Origin of the sequence: Nocardioides sp. InS609-2 (assembly GCF_023208195.1) — a bacterium.
Taxonomy (GTDB): Bacteria; Actinomycetota; Actinomycetes; order Propionibacteriales; family Nocardioidaceae; genus Nocardioides.
Map to the genome: position 1 here is coordinate 4,402,402 of NZ_CP060034.1, position 19,931 is coordinate 4,422,332.

General features: G+C 68.9%; 10 protein-coding genes. 8 read left to right on the forward strand and 2 right to left on the reverse strand.

The features are described from left to right. Nucleotides 1–5 precede the first annotated feature (5 nt). The 3 genes from H4Q84_RS22530 to H4Q84_RS22540 all read left to right on the forward strand — a co-directional run bounded on the left by H4Q84_RS22530 (nt 6) and on the right by H4Q84_RS22540 (nt 5,457). Nucleotides 6–1,691, forward strand: coding sequence for a ribonuclease J (locus H4Q84_RS22530; protein WP_248581294.1), 1,686 nt, complete (start codon nt 6–8; stop codon nt 1,689–1,691). A 128-nt stretch (nt 1,692–1,819) separates the two neighbouring features. Next, nucleotides 1,820–3,634: a HAMP domain-containing sensor histidine kinase gene (locus H4Q84_RS22535; RefSeq protein WP_248581295.1), complete on the forward strand. Its 1,815-nt coding sequence runs from the start codon at nt 1,820–1,822 to the stop codon at nt 3,632–3,634. A gap of 14 nt (nt 3,635–3,648) precedes the next feature. Then, nucleotides 3,649–5,457: a HAMP domain-containing sensor histidine kinase gene (locus H4Q84_RS22540; protein ID WP_248581296.1), complete on the forward strand. Its 1,809-nt coding sequence runs from the start codon at nt 3,649–3,651 to the stop codon at nt 5,455–5,457. A 71-nt stretch (nt 5,458–5,528) separates the two neighbouring features. Here H4Q84_RS22540 and H4Q84_RS23290 read toward each other — a convergent pair whose 3' ends face one another. Further along, complete coding sequence (locus H4Q84_RS23290) at nt 5,529–8,975, reverse strand: M4 family metallopeptidase (protein WP_282580292.1); 3,447 nt, start codon at nt 8,973–8,975, stop codon at nt 5,529–5,531. A 217-nt stretch (nt 8,976–9,192) separates the two neighbouring features. Here H4Q84_RS23290 and H4Q84_RS22560 point away from each other — a divergent pair, with 217 nt between their 5' ends. The 5 genes from H4Q84_RS22560 (at nt 9,193) to H4Q84_RS22580 (ending at nt 18,059) form a co-directional block, all read left to right on the forward strand. Beyond that, a complete protein-coding gene (locus H4Q84_RS22560) occupies nt 9,193–11,799 on the forward strand; it encodes a DNA translocase FtsK (RefSeq protein WP_248581297.1) in 2,607 nt (868 codons plus the stop codon). Continuing rightward, nucleotides 11,796–13,541 (forward strand): helix-turn-helix domain-containing protein, encoded by a 1,746-nt coding sequence (locus H4Q84_RS22565; RefSeq protein ID WP_248581298.1) that lies wholly within the window; start codon nt 11,796–11,798, stop codon nt 13,539–13,541. The genes H4Q84_RS22560 and H4Q84_RS22565 overlap by 4 nt, the downstream gene beginning before the upstream one ends. Nucleotides 13,542–13,619: 78 nt before the next feature. Further along, nucleotides 13,620–15,035 (forward strand): 30S ribosomal protein S12 methylthiotransferase RimO, encoded by a 1,416-nt coding sequence (rimO, locus tag H4Q84_RS22570; RefSeq protein ID WP_248583708.1) that lies wholly within the window; start codon nt 13,620–13,622, stop codon nt 15,033–15,035. Then, on the forward strand, nt 15,032–15,664 hold the full coding sequence (pgsA, locus tag H4Q84_RS22575; RefSeq protein ID WP_248581299.1) for a CDP-diacylglycerol--glycerol-3-phosphate 3-phosphatidyltransferase: 633 nt from the start codon (nt 15,032–15,034) through the stop codon (nt 15,662–15,664). Before rimO ends, pgsA begins: the two co-directional genes overlap by 4 nt. A gap of 109 nt (nt 15,665–15,773) precedes the next feature. Then, nucleotides 15,774–18,059 carry a bifunctional UDP-sugar hydrolase/5'-nucleotidase gene (locus H4Q84_RS22580; RefSeq protein ID WP_248581300.1) on the forward strand — a complete coding sequence of 762 codons (2,286 nt, stop codon included), beginning with the start codon at nt 15,774–15,776 and terminating at the stop codon, nt 18,057–18,059. Between the two features lie 66 nt (nt 18,060–18,125). Here H4Q84_RS22580 and H4Q84_RS22585 read toward each other — a convergent pair whose 3' ends face one another. Then, nucleotides 18,126–19,913: a glycoside hydrolase family 15 protein gene (locus H4Q84_RS22585; RefSeq protein WP_248581301.1), complete on the reverse strand. Its 1,788-nt coding sequence runs from the start codon at nt 19,911–19,913 to the stop codon at nt 18,126–18,128. Nucleotides 19,914–19,931: the final 18 nt, after the last annotated feature.

The window sequence follows — 19,931 nt, forward strand, 5'->3', positions numbered from 1 at the left end:
ACCTCTTGTCCCACCCCCATCCCGAGCTGTCCGCGCCTGCCGCGCTCCCGGAGGGCGCCCTGCGGATCATCCCGCTCGGAGGCCTCGGCGAGGTCGGTCGCAACATGACGGTCTTCGAGTACGACGGCCGCCTGCTCATCGTCGACTGCGGAGTGCTGTTCCCGGAGGACCACCACCCGGGCGTCGACCTGATCCTGCCCGACTTCGACCCCATCCGTGACCGCCTCGACGACGTCGAGGCGCTCGTGCTGACCCACGGTCACGAGGACCACATCGGCGCCACGCCGTACCTCCTGCGCGAACGCGGTGACATCCCGCTCGTCGGCTCGAAGCTCACCCTCGCCCTGCTCGGCGCCAAGCTGCGGGAGCACCGCCTCAAGGAAACCGTGCACCACACGGTCGTGGCCGGCGACACGATGACGTTCGGCCCGTTCGAGCTCGAGTTCGTCGCGGTCAACCACTCGATCCCCGACGCACTGGCGGTCGCGATCCGCACCGGCGCCGGTCTCGTGCTGCACACCGGCGACTTCAAGATGGACCAGTTGCCCCTCGACGGCCGGGTCACCGACCTGCGTGCGTTCGCGCGCCTGGGGGAGGAGGGCGTCGACCTCTTCCTCACCGACTCCACCAACGCCGAGGTGCCCGGGTTCACCACCCACGAGAAAGACATCGGTCCGGTGCTCGACCGGGTGTTCCAGAAGAGCGAGCGGCGCATCATCGTGGCCTGCTTCGCCAGCCACGTGCACCGGGTCCAGCAGGCGCTCGACGCAGCCGTCGCGCACGACCGCAAGGTCGCCTACGTCGGCCGGTCGATGGTGCGAAACATGCAGATCGCCAAGGAGCTCGGCTACCTCACCGTGCCGGCGGGCGTGCTCGTCGACGCCAAGGACTTGGCCGACCTGCCGCCCGAGCGCCAGGTGCTGATCTCGACGGGGTCCCAGGGCGAGCCGCTCTCGGCGCTCAGCCGGATCGCGCAGCGCAACCACAACTTCGTGCACATCGAGGAGGGCGACACCGTCGTCCTGGCCAGCTCGCTGATCCCCGGCAACGAGAACGCCGTCTACCGCGTCATCAACGGCCTGGCCCGCTGGGGCGCCAACGTCGTGCACAGGGGCAACGCCCTGGTGCACGTCTCCGGCCACGCCAGCGCCGGTGAGCTCCTCTACTGCTACAACATCGTCCGCCCCCGCAACGTGCTGCCCGTGCACGGCGAGATCCGCCACCTGCACGCCAACGCCGAGCTGGCTCGGGCGACCGGAGTCGAGAACGTCGTCATCGCCGAGGACGGCGTGGTCGTCGACCTCATCGACGGAGTGGCCAGGATCGCCGGCAAGGTGGAGTGCGGCTACGTCTTCGTCGACGGCACGAGCATCGGCGACATCACCGAGTCGTCGCTCAAGGACCGGCGGATCCTGGGTGAGGAGGGCTTCATCTCGGTGATCGTGGTCATCGACTCCGTCACCGGCAAGGTCTCGGGTGGACCCGAGATCCACGCCCGCGGATTCGCCGAGGACGACAAGGCCTTCGACGCCGTCAAGCCGGTCATCATCGAAGCCCTGGACAAGGCGGTCGCCGACGGTGTCGACGACACCCACCAGCTCCAGCAGGTCGTACGACGCGTGGTCGGTCGCTGGGTGAGCCGGGCGCACCGCCGCCGGCCGATGATCATCCCCGTCGTCATCGAGGCGTAGCACCGCCTGGAGCGGCGGTTCGAGGTTGTCCAAAGGGGTCACAGACCGGTCCCGGTGTATTTACTCTAGGTCTGATGCGTGGCCTGGGGAGTCACGCACGTCAGCCCACCCGTCGGCCGGAGGAAGCGATGCAGGATCTCGATCCTTCGCGTGCCGAGAGTGTGCGGCGACTCTTCGACCTGATGCGGCGGGTCAACTCGTCGACCGAGACCGGCGAGGTCCTCGAGGAGATCGCGCGCGGTGTCGTCGAGGTGCTGGGCTTCGGGGTGGCCGCGATCGCGCGTCTCGAGGGTGACTACCTGGTGATGACCGCCTGCGTCGGGCCTGATGACGTACGCGCCCAGATCATCGGTCGGCGCAATCCCAAGCAGCGGATCATGGACGAGTTCCGGCAGGCCGACAAGTGGGGGATCCTGCGCTACGTGCCGCACGGCCGTGTCGACGACGAGTTCCTCACCAATGCGTGGATCCCCGACTACGAGCCCGATGACGACCCCCAGGCCTGGCACCCCGAGGACGCGCTCTACGCGCCGCTCTACTCCGCCACGGGCGAGCTGCTCGGCAACATGGCCGTCGACTTCCCGCCCGGCAACCGCATCCCCAACCAGGCCTTGCGCGACCTGCTCGAGCTGTTCGTCGTGCAGGCCGGTCTGGCGCTCTCCAACGCCCAGCAGCGCGAGCGGCTGGCCGAGCAGGTCCGACTGGGCGAGATCGTCAAGGACGTCGCGATGGCCTCCAGCCTCGTTGGTCTCGACTCGACGCTCGAGCGGTCCGCCGAGGCCCTCGCGCACGGCTTCGGTGCCGTGCAGACCTGGATCCGCTGCTTCCCCGACGGAGAGCTGGGCCGCAGCGAGCACGCTGCCGGCTTCCCGGCCCCCAATCCCGCCAACGGCGGGCTGCCCGGGTTGCGCCGTGATCTGGTGCGCAGCGCGTGGCCCCAGGGCGGCGCCATCCACCTCACGGTCGATGCGGAGAAGTCGCGTGCCCTGCCCGAGACCCGCGAGGCCCTCCAGGCGGTGATGCGCAAGCACCACGCGCTCAGCCTCGTCGCCGCGCCGCTCGGCGTTGGCGTCGAGCTGCTCGGCTATGTCGTGATCATGCGTGACACCGACCAGGTTCTCAACGAGCACGAGCTGTCGGCGGTGCGCGAGATCGCCCGCGAGCTCGGCCGGATCGTCCTGAACGCGCGCCTCTACGAACGCGAGAGCCGGCTCGTCGCCGAGCTGCAGGAGCTCGACCGCTACAAGGGCGAGCTGATCGCGACCATCTCCCACGAGCTCAAGACTCCGCTGACCTCGATCATCGGTCACACCGAGCTGCTCGACGAGAGTGAGCACAGCTCGATATCCGTGCAGGCGATCGCGCGCAACGCGCAGCGTCTCAACCAGCTCATCGCCAACCTGCTCAACTACTCACGGGTCCAGGATAAGCGCGAGCACGTCCGCTCGCGCGTCGACCTCACCGAGCTGTGTCAGAACAGCCTCGAGCTGCTCCAGTTCCAGGCCGAGGCGGCCGGGGTCCGTTGGTCGATCTCGCGGCCCGACGGTGCGGTGCTGGTGAACGGCGACCCCGACGAGCTGGGGCGCATCGTCGACAACATCATCGGCAACGCGGTGAAGTACTCCCGGTCCGGTGGCGAGATCGACGTCCGGGTCGCCCACGTCGGCGAGCACGCCGAGGTCGCCGAGGTCGCCGTCTCCGACACCGGCTTGGGTATCTCGCAGATCGACCAGGGCCACCTCTTCTCTGCGTTCCACCGTTCGAGCAACCCCGAGGCCCTGTCGATACCGGGCACCGGCCTCGGCCTGGCGATCTCCCGTCGCATCGCCGAGATCCACGGCGGCGACATCAGCGTGGAGTCCGAACTCGGTGAGGGCAGCACGTTCCGGCTGCGGCTGCCTCGCGCTGACTCCCTCGACAGCGCCTCGGCGCCAGCCTCCTGAGCGGCGTACGAAGCATGTCTGACAACAGCGCCTTCGATCCGGCGCACAACCAGAGCGTCGCTCGGCTGTTCGAGCTGATGCGACGGGTCAACTCGTCCACCGACACCTACGAGGTCCTCGGTGAGGTCGCGGGCGGTGTGATCGAGCTGGGCTTCGGTGCCGTGGCCCTCTCCCAGGTCCAGGGGCCTGACATGGTCACGACCTACTGCGAGGGCCCGCCAGGACTGGCCGAGACGATCCTCGGCGACCGTCAAGCGGTCAGGTTCTGGGTGGAGATGATGGACTCGGCCGAGCACTGGGGGATCCTCCGGTACATCCCGCACGACCGGGAGCTGCCGCAATGGTTGAAGGAGACCTCGCTGTGGACCCCCGACATCGCCGTCAGCGACGATCCTCTCGACTGGCACCCCGACGACATGCTCATCGCCCCGCTCTACTCCGCCACCGGCGAGCTGCTCGGCACGATGGGTTTCGACCTGCCGCCCGACGGACGAATCCCCGACGAGAACCTCCGCGAGCTCCTCGAGCTGTACGTCGTCCAGGCCGGCCTCGCGCTGTCGAACGCCCGTCAGCGCGATGACCTGGCCGAACGCGTCAGGCTGGGCGAGACCGTCAAGGGCGTGGCGATGGCGGGCACCCTTGTCGGACTCGACTCGACCCTCGATGAGTCGGCCGAGCTGATGACCCACGGGTTCTCGGCCCTCCAGACGTGGATCCGGTGCTTCCCCGAGGGCGACGCCGGGCCGCAGGAGCACGTCGCGGGCTACCCGATCCCCAACGAGCTCGGTGGCGGCATTCCCGGCCTGCGCCAGGACCTCGCGCGTTCTGCGTGGCCCGGCGGCGAGCCGGTGCAGCTGTCGGTCGACCAGGAGGACTGCCCGGCGCTCACCCTGAGCCGCGCGACCCTCCAGGAACAGATGCGCCAGCTCGACGTCACCCATGTCGCCGCCGTGCCCATCGGCGTCGGCCAGGAGATGCTGGGTCTGCTCGTGATGGCCCGGCTGGCCACGCCGGGGGAGTTCAACGAGCGCGAGCTCGTAGCCGTGGGCGACATCGCGAGGGAGCTTGGCCGGATCGTGCTGAACGCCCGCCTCTACGAACGCGAGAGCAGGCTCGTCGCCGAGCTGCAGGAGCTCGACCGCTACAAGAGCGAGCTGATCGCGACCATCTCCCACGAGCTCAAGACTCCGCTCACCTCGATCATCGGACACGTCGAGCTCCTCGACGAGGCCGAGCTCGGAGCCACGTCGGTCAAGGCGATCTCGCGCAACGCGCAGCGACTGGACCGGCTGATCACCAACCTGCTCAACTACTCGAGCCTGCAGGAGAAGCGCGCGCACGTACGCCGCCCGGTCGACCTCGACGACCTGTGCCGCAACAGCGTCGAGCTGCTTGCCTTCCAGGCCGAGTCCGCCGGCATCTCCATCACGCTCACCCCGGTCTCGGGTGGAGCCGTCGTGTCGGGTGACCCCGACGAGCTGGGCCGCATCATCGACAACCTTGTCGGCAACGCCGTGAAGTACTCCCGACGCGGTGGTCGGGTCGATGTGGGGGCGTCGTACGCCGGGGACGCCGCGGTGGTGACCGTGCGCGACACCGGGCTCGGCATCTCCCAGGTCGACCAGAGCCACCTGTTCTCGGCATTCCACCGATCGAGCAATCCCGACGCGCTCTCGCTGCCGGGCACCGGCCTGGGGCTGGCCATCTCGCGGCGGATCGCCGAGCTGCACGGCGGCGACATCACTGTCGAGTCGGAGTTCGGCGTCGGCAGCACATTCTGGCTGCGGCTGCCGCGCCAGGCGCGCCTCGACTCCGCCTCCTGAAATGGGGGAGGCCCCGCCGGACGAGTCCGGCGGGGCCTCCGCATCACTTCTATTAGGTGGCCGGGGCCGGCTCAGCGCCGCCTCACCTCGAACGGCACCTTGTCGCGGCTCCTCCTGATCGTGTCCGAACCCGTGTAGACGGCAACCAGCTTGTGCTTGCCGATCTTCAGGTCCTTCTTGATCTTGATGACAGCCCGGCCGTTGTCGAGCGAGATGACGCGGACCTTCTTGCCGTCGAGCAGGAACTTCACCTTGCCGGTGACGTCCGACCCGTTGTCAGCCATGACCTTCGCCACGCCCTTGATGTTCTGGGTGTAGGTGGGGTGCCTCGGCTTGACCTTCAGGTGCGTGCTGGAGCCGACCGACGTCGGGGGAGTGCCCGGTCCGGACTTGACCGTCACCGTGACCGTGCCCGTCTCCGGGGCGATCGTGTCGTTGCCGGAGTAGTTCGCCTTCATCGTGTAGACACCGACCGCCAGGTCCGCAGGCAGCGCGATCATCGCGCTGCCGTTGGCCAAGGTGCCAGAACCAACGGCGGTGCCGTCGGCCTTGGTGAGGGTGACGCTGCCGGTGGGCGCGGCTCCCACGGTGCCGTCACGATCGACCGTGACCTTGACCGACGAGGCCTGACCGAAGGTGGACGGCTCAGGCAGGTGCGCCGCGCTCACCTTGGCCTTGATCTTGCAGGTGACGAGCTTGACGTTGTCGACGTACCAACCGTCGAGTCCGCCGCAGCCGTCGCGGCCGATGTCGAACCGGAACTGCACCAGGTCACCGGGCTTGACGCCGGCTCTTGACAGTTCGACGTGAGACGTGCCCCAGGAGCCGTTGAGCTTGCCACCGTCGGTTCCGGTGAAGCCGGGCTCGCCGGCCAACGGGCTGGTGTTGGTCGCCGACCCGGTCAGCGTGACCGGAGCGTTGAAGGTGTAGGAAGCCGCCGGGAGGGCGGTGAACTCGCTGCCGTTGACGCTCACCTTCAGGTTGCCACCGTCGTATCCGTTCTCAGTGGCGACGTACTGGTCGAACGACATGCGCGGCAGCTTGTCAGAGGCCGGCAGCTCGATGACCGGACCCGTGATGGAGTCACGGCTCGAGAAGTCACCAGCTCCGCTGGAACAGGTGCCCTTGTCCGGCGCGGGACCGAAGGCTACTCCGCCGGGATGGTTGCCCGGAGCAGTGCTGCTCGCCTTCCACTCGGCGCCGATCCCGCCTGCGAACACGATTTCCTGGCTGGCCGTCCAGCCGGCCAGGCCGTCCTCGAAGTCCTCGGACCAGACGGTGTTCTCCTTGAATCCCGGACCACACAGGGCCGGGGTGTTCTTGTCGAACAACGGCTTGTAGCCGCACTGGTCGGTTGGATCGACCCGCAGTTCGACGGCCGCGGACATCGCGGCGACCTGGGTGCAGTCCGCCGCCGTGATCGGAGTCGCGGGTGTCGGGGTTGCGTTGCGCGCGATGGTCAGCTGGTTGATCGGCTGGCCGATCAGGTCAGTGCACGACGCGGCCAGGGAGTCAGCGTGATCGACGAAGTCCGAGGTCGGCGTCTGGTACTGCGTCATCGCCCGGAAGTAGATCGCCGCGGCCTTGTCCAACCCGATGCCGGAAACCGACTGACCGTTGTAGCTGCCACCGTCCACGAGCAGGGAGTAGCCGTGGTTCGGCACGCCCGAGTTGCTGTGCACGCCCCCGCCGTCTGCGGTGCCGCAGAAGTACTCGGCGTCCGAGACCTTGCCGGGGTCGCCGTAACACGTGGGGTTCCACATGTCGCGGATCGCGCCGCCGAAGGCGGTGGACTTCTCACCGATCAGCCACCGGTACGAGTCGGCCTTGGGGTCGGTCTCCGCGTCCTTGATGGTCGCGTTCACGGTGCCTGCGGTCTTGATGCGGGCCCCGTTGCTCTGGGTGACCATGGCGCCGTAGATGTTGGCGCTGCCCGACATTGAGATCGGCGCACGGCCAGGGGCGTTGTCTCCGACGATGATGCCAGTGGCGCCTGCCGCCGCTGCTCGGTCGGCCTTGATGCCGAAAGAGCAGCCACCTCGGTCGACGTAGGCGAACTTGCCTGCGACAGCAGAGGCGTTGGTGTACGCCGAGCAGCCGTCGTTCGCGGTGCCGGCCGGTACGGCAGGGGGACCCGGCACAGCCGGCTCGACCGGGTCGACAGCAACCACGATGTCGCTGGTCACCCCCGCCTGGTCGAAGACCGGACCGAACGCCGCGGCGACCGCGGTGCACGGGCCGGCGGCGCCGGCCGGTGAGTTGATCACCATCGAGATGTCGCTACGGGTGTACTTGGAGCACTGACCGTCGGGACGCTTTGCGGTGAGATCACCCTCGCCGGCGTCCTGCTTGCCGTTGATCAGGTCGACCGTCTCGCCCCAGATGTCGGAGTAGGACTCGTTGAGCGCGCCCGACTGGTACTGGTAGATGAGGTCGTGGGTGTACTCGGTGTAGGCGTGACCCCACTCGTGGGCGACCACGTCGTCCGACGAGACGCCGGAGCAGTAGTTGGTCGTCGCGCCGTTCCAGTTGGCGTTGGGGCAGCGGATCCGCGGGTCGTTGTTGACAGTCACCATCTTGTGCCCGGCGTTGTCATAGGAGTCGCGGTTGAAGCCGTTCTTGAAGAACCAGTAGGCGTCGCCCGTGCCGTCGACCTCGTTCTGCTGGTCCTGGTTGAGGGTGCCCGGGAACGGGTCACCTTCCTTCCAGACCTTGGTCAGGACCGGGGCCGCGGGGGTACCCGTGGCTTCGTACAGCTCGCGGTCGAGCGCGTCATGAACCATGGAGTAGCGGTTGAGCATCTTGCCGGTCTGGGCGTCGATGAACACCATGTCGCGGATGTTCGCGCCGTTGCTCACCTCGACCACGTAGGCGAGGGAGGCCTTGCCGACAACACCCTTGGTGGCGCCGGTGCGGTAGACGACCAGGTCGTTCTTGGCAGCCTCGATGCCGGTCGTGTCGGCCCGTTCGTCCTCGTGGCCCGGCGGGTCCTGGCGCACCGTGCCGACGGCGCGCTCCGCGGCAGCAACAGCGTCCAGTCGCGGCGTGGTCGAGAGACTCAGACCGGGGGCGGCGTAGCCGTTGACAGCGGTCAGGTCGCCCTGCTTGTCGACGTGTGCCCGGAGCGTGGAGCCGAACACCGGAACACCGTTGTAGTCCTGGGTGTAGGTGACCGTCCAGCCCGACGAGTCCTTGACCACGCCGGCCTGCTCGAGCTCACCGGGGCCGGCGCCGAAGCCGGCGGCGTACTTGTCGAGGTAGGCCGACGCCTTGTCGGCAGCGGCCGACGTCGACGCGCCATCACGCGCCGGCATGAGGTCGCCGCCGGCGGAGACCCGGATGAAGCCGACTCGTCCGGTGGCGCTCTCGTCGGAGACGGACGTCGCGCCCTGCGCTTGGTTCTTCATCTGCTGCACGAGGGACGGCTCTGCCGCCTGTGCCTGCACCTGCATCGCCGGGATGGCCGCGAGGCCTGCTCCAGCGACGGCCAGGGCGATCCCCTGCCTGAGGAACTTCACTATTTCTTCCTCCAAAAAAGTGAGCGCCGACCCGGCCCGAGCGGCAGGGTGACGCGGGTCACCTTATGAAGCGGTTCGTTACAGGTAAATGGCTGGGCGGCATTTTCTTGTTACGCGATGAGGGTCGTGAGGCCACGGTTGTTCCGGGTGCGACACGCGCGCTCGTTGACCGTGTGATGCATGGGGCTGGTGTGACTGATCCCGTAGGGTCGTGAGCATGGCGACCCGTACGTCTTCCCCGCCGGGTTCGCGGAGCTCGAGCACGTCCAGGAGTGGTTCCACGAAGTCGGCCCCGCGGTCGGGTTCGAGGTCTGGCACCACCACCAGGAAGGGTTCGAGCACCCGATCCCGGAGTACCTCCAGCCGAGGTGCATCCAAACGCCCTGCCCGGCGTCCCGCTCCGCGCGCCGTGCGCAACGGCCCCGGACCGGTCTCGCGCGGCTTCACGAGCCTGGGGCGCGCTGTCGCCACGATCTGGCTCGGGGTGGCCCACGCGATCGGGTCGGTGGCCCGGAGCATCGGCCACGGTGCACGCGACCTCGACCCGGCCCACCGCCGTGACGGTGTCGGCCTCTTCCTCTTCGGCCTCGCCATGGTCGTGGCCGCCGCGGTGTGGTGGCAGCCGCCCGGTGGCTTCATGGAGTTCATCCGCTCGGCGGTCGCCGGCTCGGTCGGCAAGGTCGGCTGGCTGGTGCCGCTGTGGCTGGCGTACCTGGGCTGGCGCACGCTGCGCAACCCCGAGCACAACGGGCCCGCAGGTCGCCAGGTCATCGGTTGGTCCGCGCTGTGCCTGGGACTGCTGGGCATCGTCCACATCGCCAACGGCAGCCCGCAGCCCGAGCTCGGCGACGCCAGCTCGCTCCAGCAGGCCGGTGGCGCCATCGGCTTCGTCGTCTCGAGCCTGCTCCTAGACCTGCTTCGCACGGCGTACGTCGTCGTGCCGCTGCTCACCCTGCTCGGCCTCTTCGGGCTGCTGGTCATCACGGCCACCCCGGTCTACCAGGTGCCCGCCAAGCTCAGGGCCACTCGCGACCGGCTGCTCGGCCGCAGCCCGGCCGACGCCGACGGTGACGACGAGACCCAGCTGACCCAGCCGATCCGCACCCGCCGCCGCGGGATGCTCGACGACATCGACCCCGAGCTGGGCGACCCGGCCTACGACAGTCCCGTGCTCGAGGACCGTGAGGTCAAGAAGCGTCGCCGCAAGGGCGCCGACGACACCTCAGACGTCGGCCTCGACCTGCTGACCGACGTCCCCACCGAGGTCACCCCCGCGGTCGACGACGCCGGCCGGATCGAGCCGCCGCCGCACACGCCGCTGCCGCCGCGTGTCGAGCAGCTGTCGCTGTCCGGCGACATCACCTACACGCTGCCCGCCAACGAGGTGCTCAAGCCCGGGTCGGTGCACAAGGCGCGCTCCAAGGCGAGCGACGACGTGGTCGTGCGGCTCACCCAGGTGCTCGACGAGTTCGGCATCGACGCCCAGGTCACCGGCTACACCCGTGGACCGACGGTCACCCGCTACGAGGTCGAGGTCGGCCAGGCCGTCAAGGTCGAGAAGGTCACCGCGCTCTCCAAGAACATCGCGTACGCCGTCGCGAGCGCCGACGTACGCATCCTGTCGCCGATCCCGGGCAAGTCCGCGATCGGCATCGAGATCCCCAACACCGACAAGGAGATCGTCAGCCTCGGCGATGTCCTCCGGTCGGGCATCGCACGGGCCGACCACCACCCGATGGTGGCCGGGCTCGGCAAGGACGTCGAGGGCGGCTTCGTCGTCGCCAACCTCGCGAAGATGCCGCACCTGCTCGTCGCCGGCGCAACCGGCTCCGGCAAGTCGTCGTTCATCAACTCGATGATCACCTCCATCCTGATGCGGTCGACGCCCGACGAGGTGCGGATGATCCTGGTCGACCCCAAGCGGGTCGAGCTGAACGCCTACGAGGGCATCCCGCACCTGATCACCCCGATCATCACCAACCCCAAGAAGGCCGCCGAGGCGCTGGCCTGGGTCGTGCGCGAGATGGACATGCGCTACGACGACCTGGCCAACTTCGGTTTCCGTCACATCGACGACTTCAACAAGGCGGTGCGGGCCGGCAAGGTAGAAGTGCCCGCAGGCAGCGAGCGCACGCTCTCGCCGTACCCGTATCTCCTCGTGGTCGTCGACGAGCTCGCCGACCTGATGATGGTCGCGCCGCGCGACGTCGAGGACGCCATCGTCCGGATCACCCAGCTCGCCCGGGCGGCCGGTATCCACCTGGTGCTCGCCACCCAGCGGCCTTCGGTCGACGTCGTCACCGGCCTGATCAAGGCCAATGTGCCGTCACGGCTGGCGTTCGCGACCTCAAGCGTCACCGACAGCCGCGTCATCCTCGACCAGCCCGGCGCCGAGAAGCTCGTCGGCCAGGGCGACGGTCTGTTCCTGCCGATGGGTTCGAGCAAGCCCGTGCGCGTGCAGGGCTCCTGGGTCACCGAGGCTGAGGTCCACCAGGTCGTGAAGGCCTGCAAGACCCAGCTCGAGCCCAACTACATCGAAGAGGTCACCGCCCCGGCAGCGGCCAAGCGTGACCTCGACGACGACATCGGCGACGACCTCGACCTGGTCGTGCAGGCCATCGAGCTCGTCGTCTCCACGCAGTTCGGCTCCACGTCGATGCTGCAACGCAAGCTCCGGGTCGGCTTCGCCAAGGCCGGCCGGCTGATGGACATCATGGAGAGTCGCGGCGTGGTCGGGCCCAGCGAGGGCTCGAAAGCCCGCGACGTGCTCGTGAAGCCCGACGAGATCGACGCAGTGATCGCCACATTGGAGGGGGACCGATGAGTGCCACCGAAGTCCACGAGATCGAGGACCCGCACGACAACGACGGGGGACTCGGCCTGAGCATGGCCCCCGACTCCGTGGAGGTACGCCGCAACGCGGGGCTCGCCGCCGCCGTCGGTGCAGTCGCCTCGACCGTCGCGATCATGTACCTCCGCCGGGCGATCGTCAGCGGCTCGCCGGTCGACTGGGCGCTCGCCGCAGCCATCGGGATGCTCGGCATCGGCTGGCTGGTCGCGCTGGTCGACGCCCGCACTCCGTTGCTGGTCGCCGACGCCCAGGGTGTGCGCGTGCGGCTCGGTCGCTCGTGGCGTGGTCTGCCCTGGGGCGCCGTGGCCCGCGTCGAGCACACGCCGCGCGCCAGCTTCCTGCGTGACGGCCGGCTGGTCGTCGTACCCCACAACCCGGAACGGCTCGTCGACGAGCTCGACGCCGGTGCCTCGCGCCGCGCGGCGGTCTCCAGCTGGCTGTACGGCGCGCCGCTGGCGCTGCCGCTGGGCCTGGCCACCCGGGTCGTCGGCACCACCGATCTCTCGGCCGCGCTCGCTGCGCTGGCCGACCGCACCACCGAGCTCGTCGTCATCGACGACCGCGACGACGAGGCCGAGCTCGACCGGTTGCCCGGCCAGCCCGACGGCGAGGAGCCGGAGCCCGAGCCGACGACACCGCCGCGGGTCCGCGACCCGCGACCGTTGCTGGCTTCCGGCATCGCCCGCATCTCCGCACTGCTGCCACGCCGCGATGCCGTGCTCGACGACGACGACGCCATCGAGGAGCCGGTCGAGGACGAGCTCGACGACGCCGCCTACGAGCTGCCGCTCGCGACGCCGACCCCGGCACCCACCAGGGAGCCAGTGGTCGGCGCCCGCTCCGACGTAAGCCGCGCCGACGAGACCGCCGCGGCGGGGCCCCGGGCGCCCGTCGAGATGGTCGAGGACGACCAGGTCTGGAGCGACCGGGTACGCCCGATCGCCCGCGAGGGCAGCGCAGTCGCGCCCCTGGTCATCGATGAGCTCGGCATCGAGCCCGCCGACGACCCCGTGGTCGGTCCCGAGATCCGCGCCGCGCGCACCCGTCTCGGCCTGACCGTCGACCAGCTGGCAGACCGCACCCGCATCCGGCCGCACGTGATCGAGTCGATCGAGGTCGACGACTTCGTGCCGTGTGGCGGCGACTTCTACGCCCGCGGCCACCTCCGCACCCTGTGCCGCGTTCTCGGCATCGACGTCGCTCCACTGCTCGAGGCGTACGCCGACCGCTACGCGCACGCCCCCATCGACCCGCGCCGGGTCTTCGAGGCCGAGCTGGCCACGGGTTCGCACGGGAGCATCCGCGGCACCCGCGGCGGTCCCAACTGGTCGATCCTGGTCGCCGTGGTGATGGCGCTTGTGCTGGCCTGGTCGATCGCCCGGCTGGTGATGGACGCACCCACCGAGCTGCGTGGGGCAGAGCCGATCCTCAACGGTTCCGGTGGGCCGCACGGCGGCTCCGCGAAGGCCGCCGAGCCGATCCCGGTTGTGATCTCGGCCGTCTCCGGTGGCGCCCAGATCGTGGTGCGCGACAGCACCGGGATCGTGGTCTTCAAGGGCAATCTGGCGATCAGTGACTCCAAGACCGTCAAGGCCTCGCCGCCGCTGCGCGTGCAGACCTCCGACGGTGCGGTGACAGTGTCCGTGGCCGGCCGCGACCGCGGCCCGATCGGGGAGCCGGGTCAGGCCGCGCAGGGCACCTACGCCGGCGACTGAGACGTTGCCGAATGAGCGTGACGGACGCCCTCACGGCATACTCGGACCACGATGAGCACCACCACTGACAAGCCCCCCATGAGCGTCGCCGTCGTCACCCTCGGCTGTGCGCGCAACGAAGTCGACTCCGAAGAGCTGGCCGGGCGGCTCGAGGCCGACGGCTTCCAGCTGGTCGCCGACCCCGAGAACGCCGACACCGTGGTGGTCAACACGTGCGGGTTCGTCGAGGCAGCCAAGAAGGACTCCGTCGACACGTTGCTGCAAGCTGCCGATCTCAAGGGACAGGGGCACACGAAGGCCGTCGTCGCCGTCGGCTGCCTGGCCGAGCGCTACGGCAAGGACCTGGCCGAGTCGCTTCCCGAGGCCGACGCCGTGCTGGGCTTCGACGACTACCCAGACATCGCGGCGCGGCTGCGCTCGATCGTCGCCGGAGACAAGCACGAGTCCCACGTGCCGTCCGACCGGCGCCGGCTGCTCCCGATCTCCCCGACCGAGCGCAGCGCGAGCACGGTCAGCGTCCCGGGCCACTCCGCGCCCGACCTGCCGGCCGGCCTGGCCCCCGACAGCGGTCCCCGCGCCGTACGCCGTCGGCTCGACGGTGGCCCAATGGCACCGCTCAAGCTGGCCAGCGGGTGTGACCGGCGCTGCTCGTTCTGCGCCATCCCCAGCTTCCGCGGCTCGTTCGTCAGCCGCCGGCCCAGTGACGTCATCCAGGAAGGCAGCTGGCTGGCCACCCAGGGAGTGCGCGAGCTGTTCCTGGTGAGCGAGAACTCCACGTCGTACGGCAAGGACCTCGGCGACCTCCGGCTGCTCGAGACCCTGCTGCCAGAGCTCGCCGGCATCGACGGAGTCGACCGGGTGCGGGTGTCCTACCTGCAGCCGGCCGAGACCCGGCCCGGCCTGATAGAGGCCATCGCCTCGACGCCCGGGGTGGCTGCCTACTACGACCTCTCCTTCCAGCACGCCAGCGCCACGGTGCTGCGCCGGATGCGGCGCTTCGGCGACCCGGAGAGCTTCCTGGGCCTGCTCGAGCAGATCCGCACCCTCGCTCCCGAGGCCGGCGTGCGGTCCAACGTGATCGTCGGTTTCCCCGGCGAGACCGAGGACGACCTCCAGACACTGTGCGACTTCCTCGCGGCAGCGCGGATGGACGTCACCGGCGTCTTCGGCTACTCCGACGAGGACGGCACCGAGGCCGAGACGTACGACGGCAAGCTCGACGCCGACGAGGTCCGGGCCCGCACCGAGCACGTGACCGCACTGGTCGAGGAGCTCAACTCCCAGCGTGCCGAGGACCGCATCGGCGAGACCGTCGACGTACTCGTCGAGGACATCTCCGACGGCGTGGTCGGCCGGGCCGCACACCAGGGCCCGGAGGTCGACGGCACGACGAGTCTGGTCGACCTGTCCGGCGACGTGGCCGTGGGCGACATGGTCACTGCCGAGGTAGTCGGCACCGACGGCGTCGACCTGATCGCGAGCAGGCAGCGATGAGCGAGACCAACTCCAAGGCGAGCAACTACAACGTGCCCAACGCGCTCACCGCGCTGCGCATCGTGATGGTGCCGTTCTTCGGCTGGGCGATGCTGCACGACGGCGGCGACTCGACGATGTGGCGCTGGATCGCCTTCGCGATCTTCGCGGTCGCGATGATCACCGACAAGATCGACGGCGACCTGGCGCGCAAGCACGACCTGGTCACCGACTTCGGCAAGATCGCCGACCCGATCGCCGACAAGGCGATCACCGGCATGGCGTTCATCGGGCTGTCGATCGTCGGTGACATCTGGTGGTGGGTGACGATCCTCGTGCTGGTGCGTGAGTGGTCGGTGACCCTGCTGCGCCTCTCGGTCCTCAAGCACGTCGTCCTGCCGGCCAACCAGAGCGGCAAGATCAAGACCACGCTGCAGGCCGTCGCGCTGAGCGGGCTCACGTGGCCGCTGCCGCACGGCGACGCCCACGGCGGCAACTTCGACGCCTGGGGCCGCTTCGGTGAAGCCCTCTTCTACCTCAGCCAGGTGGCATTGGCCGGCGCCGTGGCGATGACCCTGTGGTCGGGCTACGAGTTCTTCCGCGACGTCTGGCGCCACCGCGCTGCGGTCACGGGTGACACCCGCTCATGAGCAGATCTGCGCCGATAGGGCAATAGCCCATTGGTGCCAGAGTGAATAGCCCCTTCGGGTTATGGTGACGGGCGTCACCATTATTCAAACCCTTGTGAAGGGAATCACTGTGTCAGCAACGAAGTCGGGGAGCACACGCAGCCCGTTGCGGCGACGACTGGGAGTTGCAGCCACTGCTGCGGCCCTCACCGCCGCACCACTCGCGGTCGTCGGCATCACTGCCGTGCCCGCCCAGGCGGTCCCGTCGACCGTCATCAACCTGGTCGGCATCAACGACTTCCACGGTCGCATCAACAACGACACCACCAAGTGGGCCACCAACCTCGAGACGCTCGCGGGTGGACCTAAGGCGACCCGCCCCAACAACTCCATCGTGGTCGGTGCCGGAGACCTCATCGGTGCCTCCGACTTCGCCTCGGCAGTCCAGAACGACCAGCCAACCATCGACGTGATGAACGCGATCGGCCTCAACGCCTCGGCCGTGGGCAACCACGAGTTCGACAAGGGCTTCGCCGACCTGCGCGACCGGGTGATCGGCACGCCAACCGCACGCAACGCCAAGTGGGACTACCTCGGCGCGAACGTCTATGCCAAGGGCACCCAGACTCCGGTCCTGCCGGAGTACGCCACCAAGACCATTGACGGTCTGACCGTGGCCGTCGTCGGCGCCGTGACCCAGGAGACCGCCTCGCTGGTGTCGCCTGCCGGCATCACCGCCCTCGACTTCGGCGACCCGATCGCCGCCGTCACCCGGGTGGCCAACCAGCTGAGCGACGGCAACCCCGCCAACGGCGAGGCTCAGGTCATCGTCGCGAGCTTCCACGCGGGAGCCACCAGGGGCTCCGGCTCGACGTACGAAGCCGAGGTCGCCAAGGCCGGCGAGTTCCAGAAGATGGCCACCCTGCCCGCGTCCGTCGACGCGATCTTCAACGGCCACACCCACCAGGTCTATGCCTGGGACGCACCCAAGCCCGGTGGCGGCACGCGGCCGATCCTGCAGACCGGCGAGTACGCCGCCAACGTCGGCCAGATCCAGCTCACCGTCGACACGGCGACCGGCAACGTGGAGTCCTACACCAAGAAGAACGTGCCGTCGGCCGGTGTCAAGGCCGACCTCACCAACCCCGACGTCAAGCAGGTCGACGACATCGTCAAGGCCGCCCAGGCCTACGCGAAGCAGATCGGCGATCAGCCGATCGGCTCGGTCACCGCTGACATCAGCCGTGCCTTCAGCGGCGTCGACGCCGCCGGCAAGCCGGTCGAGGACCGCGGTGCGGAGTCGGCTCTCGGCGACCTCGTCGCCAACGCGCTGCGCGACGGCATCCCTGCCGACATCGCCAAGCCCGACCTCGGCTTCGTCAACCCTGGTGGCCTGCGTGCCGACCTGGTCTTCGCCGGCGACACGACCACGAACCCGGCCAACACCGACGGCGTGGTCACCTACGCCGAGGCCAACAACGTGCTGCCGTTCGTCAACAATGTGTCGGCCGTCGACCTGACGGGTGCCCAGATCAAGAAGATCCTCGAGCAGCAGTGGCAGCCCGTCGGATCCTCGCGGCCCTACCTGCACCTGGGTGTCTCCGACAACGTCCAGGTCACCCAGGACCCCACCCAAGCGGTGGGCCACCGGATCACCTCGATCCGCATCGCCGGCAAGCCGATGGTGTCGACCGAGACCTACACCGTGTCGACGTTCTCGTTCCTCGCCGCCGGCGGTGACAACTTCGGTGCCTTCACCGAGGGCAAGACCAAGGACACCGGTCTCGTCGACCGGGACCTGTGGATCAAGTACATCCGCGACCACGCCGGTCTCGCGCCGAACTTCGCGCGCGAGCAAGTGGTGGCACAGCACCTCCCGGCCGCGCTCAAGACCGGCCAGAAGATCACCACCAACCTGTCCAAGCTCGACATGACGTCCACTGGAGCGGTCAAGAACACCCAGGTGCAGGTGGTGCGGGTCCGCGACGGCAAGCGCAAGGTCATGAAGACCGTCGCCGTCACCAACGGGTCGGCCCAGGTGCCGTTCACCGTGCCCGGTGCCTCGCAGGTCGAGCTGGTCGCAATGCCGAGCAAGACCACGCTGGTCCGTGACGTCAAGAAGAGCCGGCCGAAGGTCACCAAGATCAAGTTCTTCCCGAAGCACATCGCGGTCCGCAAGGGTGCTCCGCGCGTCGTGGTCGTCGTCAAGAACGTGGGCGGCGCCAAGGTGGGCGGCAAGCTCAAGGTGAAGATCGGTGCCAAGAAGTACTTCGGCAAGGTCATCAAGGGCAAGGCCAAGGTGAAGCTGCCGCGCTTCACGTCGCCCGGCAGCTACAACGTCAAGGTCAAGTGCCTCGGCAACAACCTCTACAAGCCGGCCAAGGGCAAGAAGACCATCAAGGTCTACCGCAACTAGCTGGAGCACCATCTGACGTGAGGGGTCCGGGTCTTCCCGGGCCCCTTCCGTCATCTCCGTACGACGTCAGCCGCGGGTGGTCGCGTCCGCGAGCCGCAGCGCGGCCTGCACCAGGGTCAGGTGGCTGAACGCCTGCGGGAAGTTGCCGGCCATCCTGGCGTTCGTCACGTCGTACTCCTCCGACAGCAGGCCGACGTCGTTGGTGAGCGCGCAGAGGCGGTCCATCAGGGCGTGCGCGTCGTCCAGGCGCCCGGCCGCGGCGTACGCGGAGACGAGCCAGAACGAGCAGGCCAGGAACGGGTGCTCGTCGCCGGGGAGACCGTCGACGCCCGACTCCGTGAGGTAGCGCAGCAGGAAGCCGTCGCGCATGAGGTCGGTCTCGATCGCGGCGATGGTGCCGAGGATGCGCGGGTCGTCGGGTGGCAGGAAGCCGACGAGCGGGAGGTTGAGCAGCGAGGCGTCGACGTGGGAGGTGTCGTAGTGCTGGGTGAAGGTGCCGCGCTCGGTGTCGAAGCCCTTGGCGAGCACTTCCGCATGCACGTCGTCGCGGATCCGGCGCCAGCGTTCGACGGGGCCGTCGAGCCCGAACTCCTCGATGCCGCGTATCGCGCGGTCGAACGCCACCCAGACCATCACCCGCGAGTGGGTGAAGTGCTGGAGCGGCCCACGGATCTCCCACAGACCGTTGTCGGGCTCGTCCCAGTGGTCGGCCAGCTCGTCGACCAGCCGTCGCTGGAGCGACCACGAGTCACGCGTCTCGCGGATGCCGGAGAGGCGGGCGTCGTGGAGGGCGATCATCACCTCGCCCAGGACATCGGTCTGGCGCTGTGAGGCAGCACCGTTGCCGATGCGCACCGGTTGCGATCCGGCGTACCCCTCGAGGTGGCCGAGCTCTCGTTCGGGCAGCTGGCGGCCGCCGTCGACGGTGTACATGATCTGCATGTCGGCGGGGTCGCCGGCGATTGCGCGCAACAGCCAGGTCCGCCACTTCTCCGCCTCGCCGGTGAAGCCAGCAGCCAGCAACGACTCCAGCGTGAGCGAAGCGTCGCGCAGCCAGCAGAAGCGGTAGTCCCAGTTGCGCTCACCGCCGAAGTGCTCCGGCAGCGACGTCGTGGGCGCGGCGACGATGCCGCCGGTCTCGTCGTGGGTCAGCAGGCGAAGGGTCAGCAGGCTGCGCACTACCTTGTCGCGATGCGGCACACCGGAGACGCAGGAGCTGACCCACTCCTCCCCGTCGAGACGGGTGGCCTCGATGCGGTCGTCGTACCCGATGCGCGGTGGGATGTCGCGCCATGACCTCGTCCAGGTCGTCGAGAAGACCAGCTCGTCGCCGGCGTTCACGTCGAACTCGTCCTCGTGATGGCCGTCGACGGCGACCGGAAGGCGCGGACCGCGCAGGATTACCTGGTCGGGGCCGGCGACCGCCACGATCGTCTCCTCGTCGCCGTCGTGGTGCCGGCTGACCCAGGGGCGGATGCGGCCGTAGTCGTAGCGCACGACCCAGTCGTGCCGGACCCGGACAGTGCCCTCGACGCCGATGATCCGGCGCACCAGGTCGGCGCGACCGTCTCCGGTGGGCATCACGTCGAGGAGGATCATCGTGCCGGTTGACGTGGTGAACGTCGTCTCGAGCAGTGCGGAGTTCCCGACGTAGCGGCGCGTGACGGTGGCGTCCTCGAGGTCGGCGGGGCCGAGCAGCCACCGGCCGTTGTCGGTGTCGCCGAGCAGGGCGGCGAAGCAGGCAGGGGAGTCGAAGCGGGGCAGGCACAGCCAGTCGACGGAGCCGTCACGTCCCACCAGTGCTGCGGTGCCGCGGTCACCGACCAGTGCGTAGTCCTCGATCGCCAGCGCCATGGGGTCACCGTAACGACC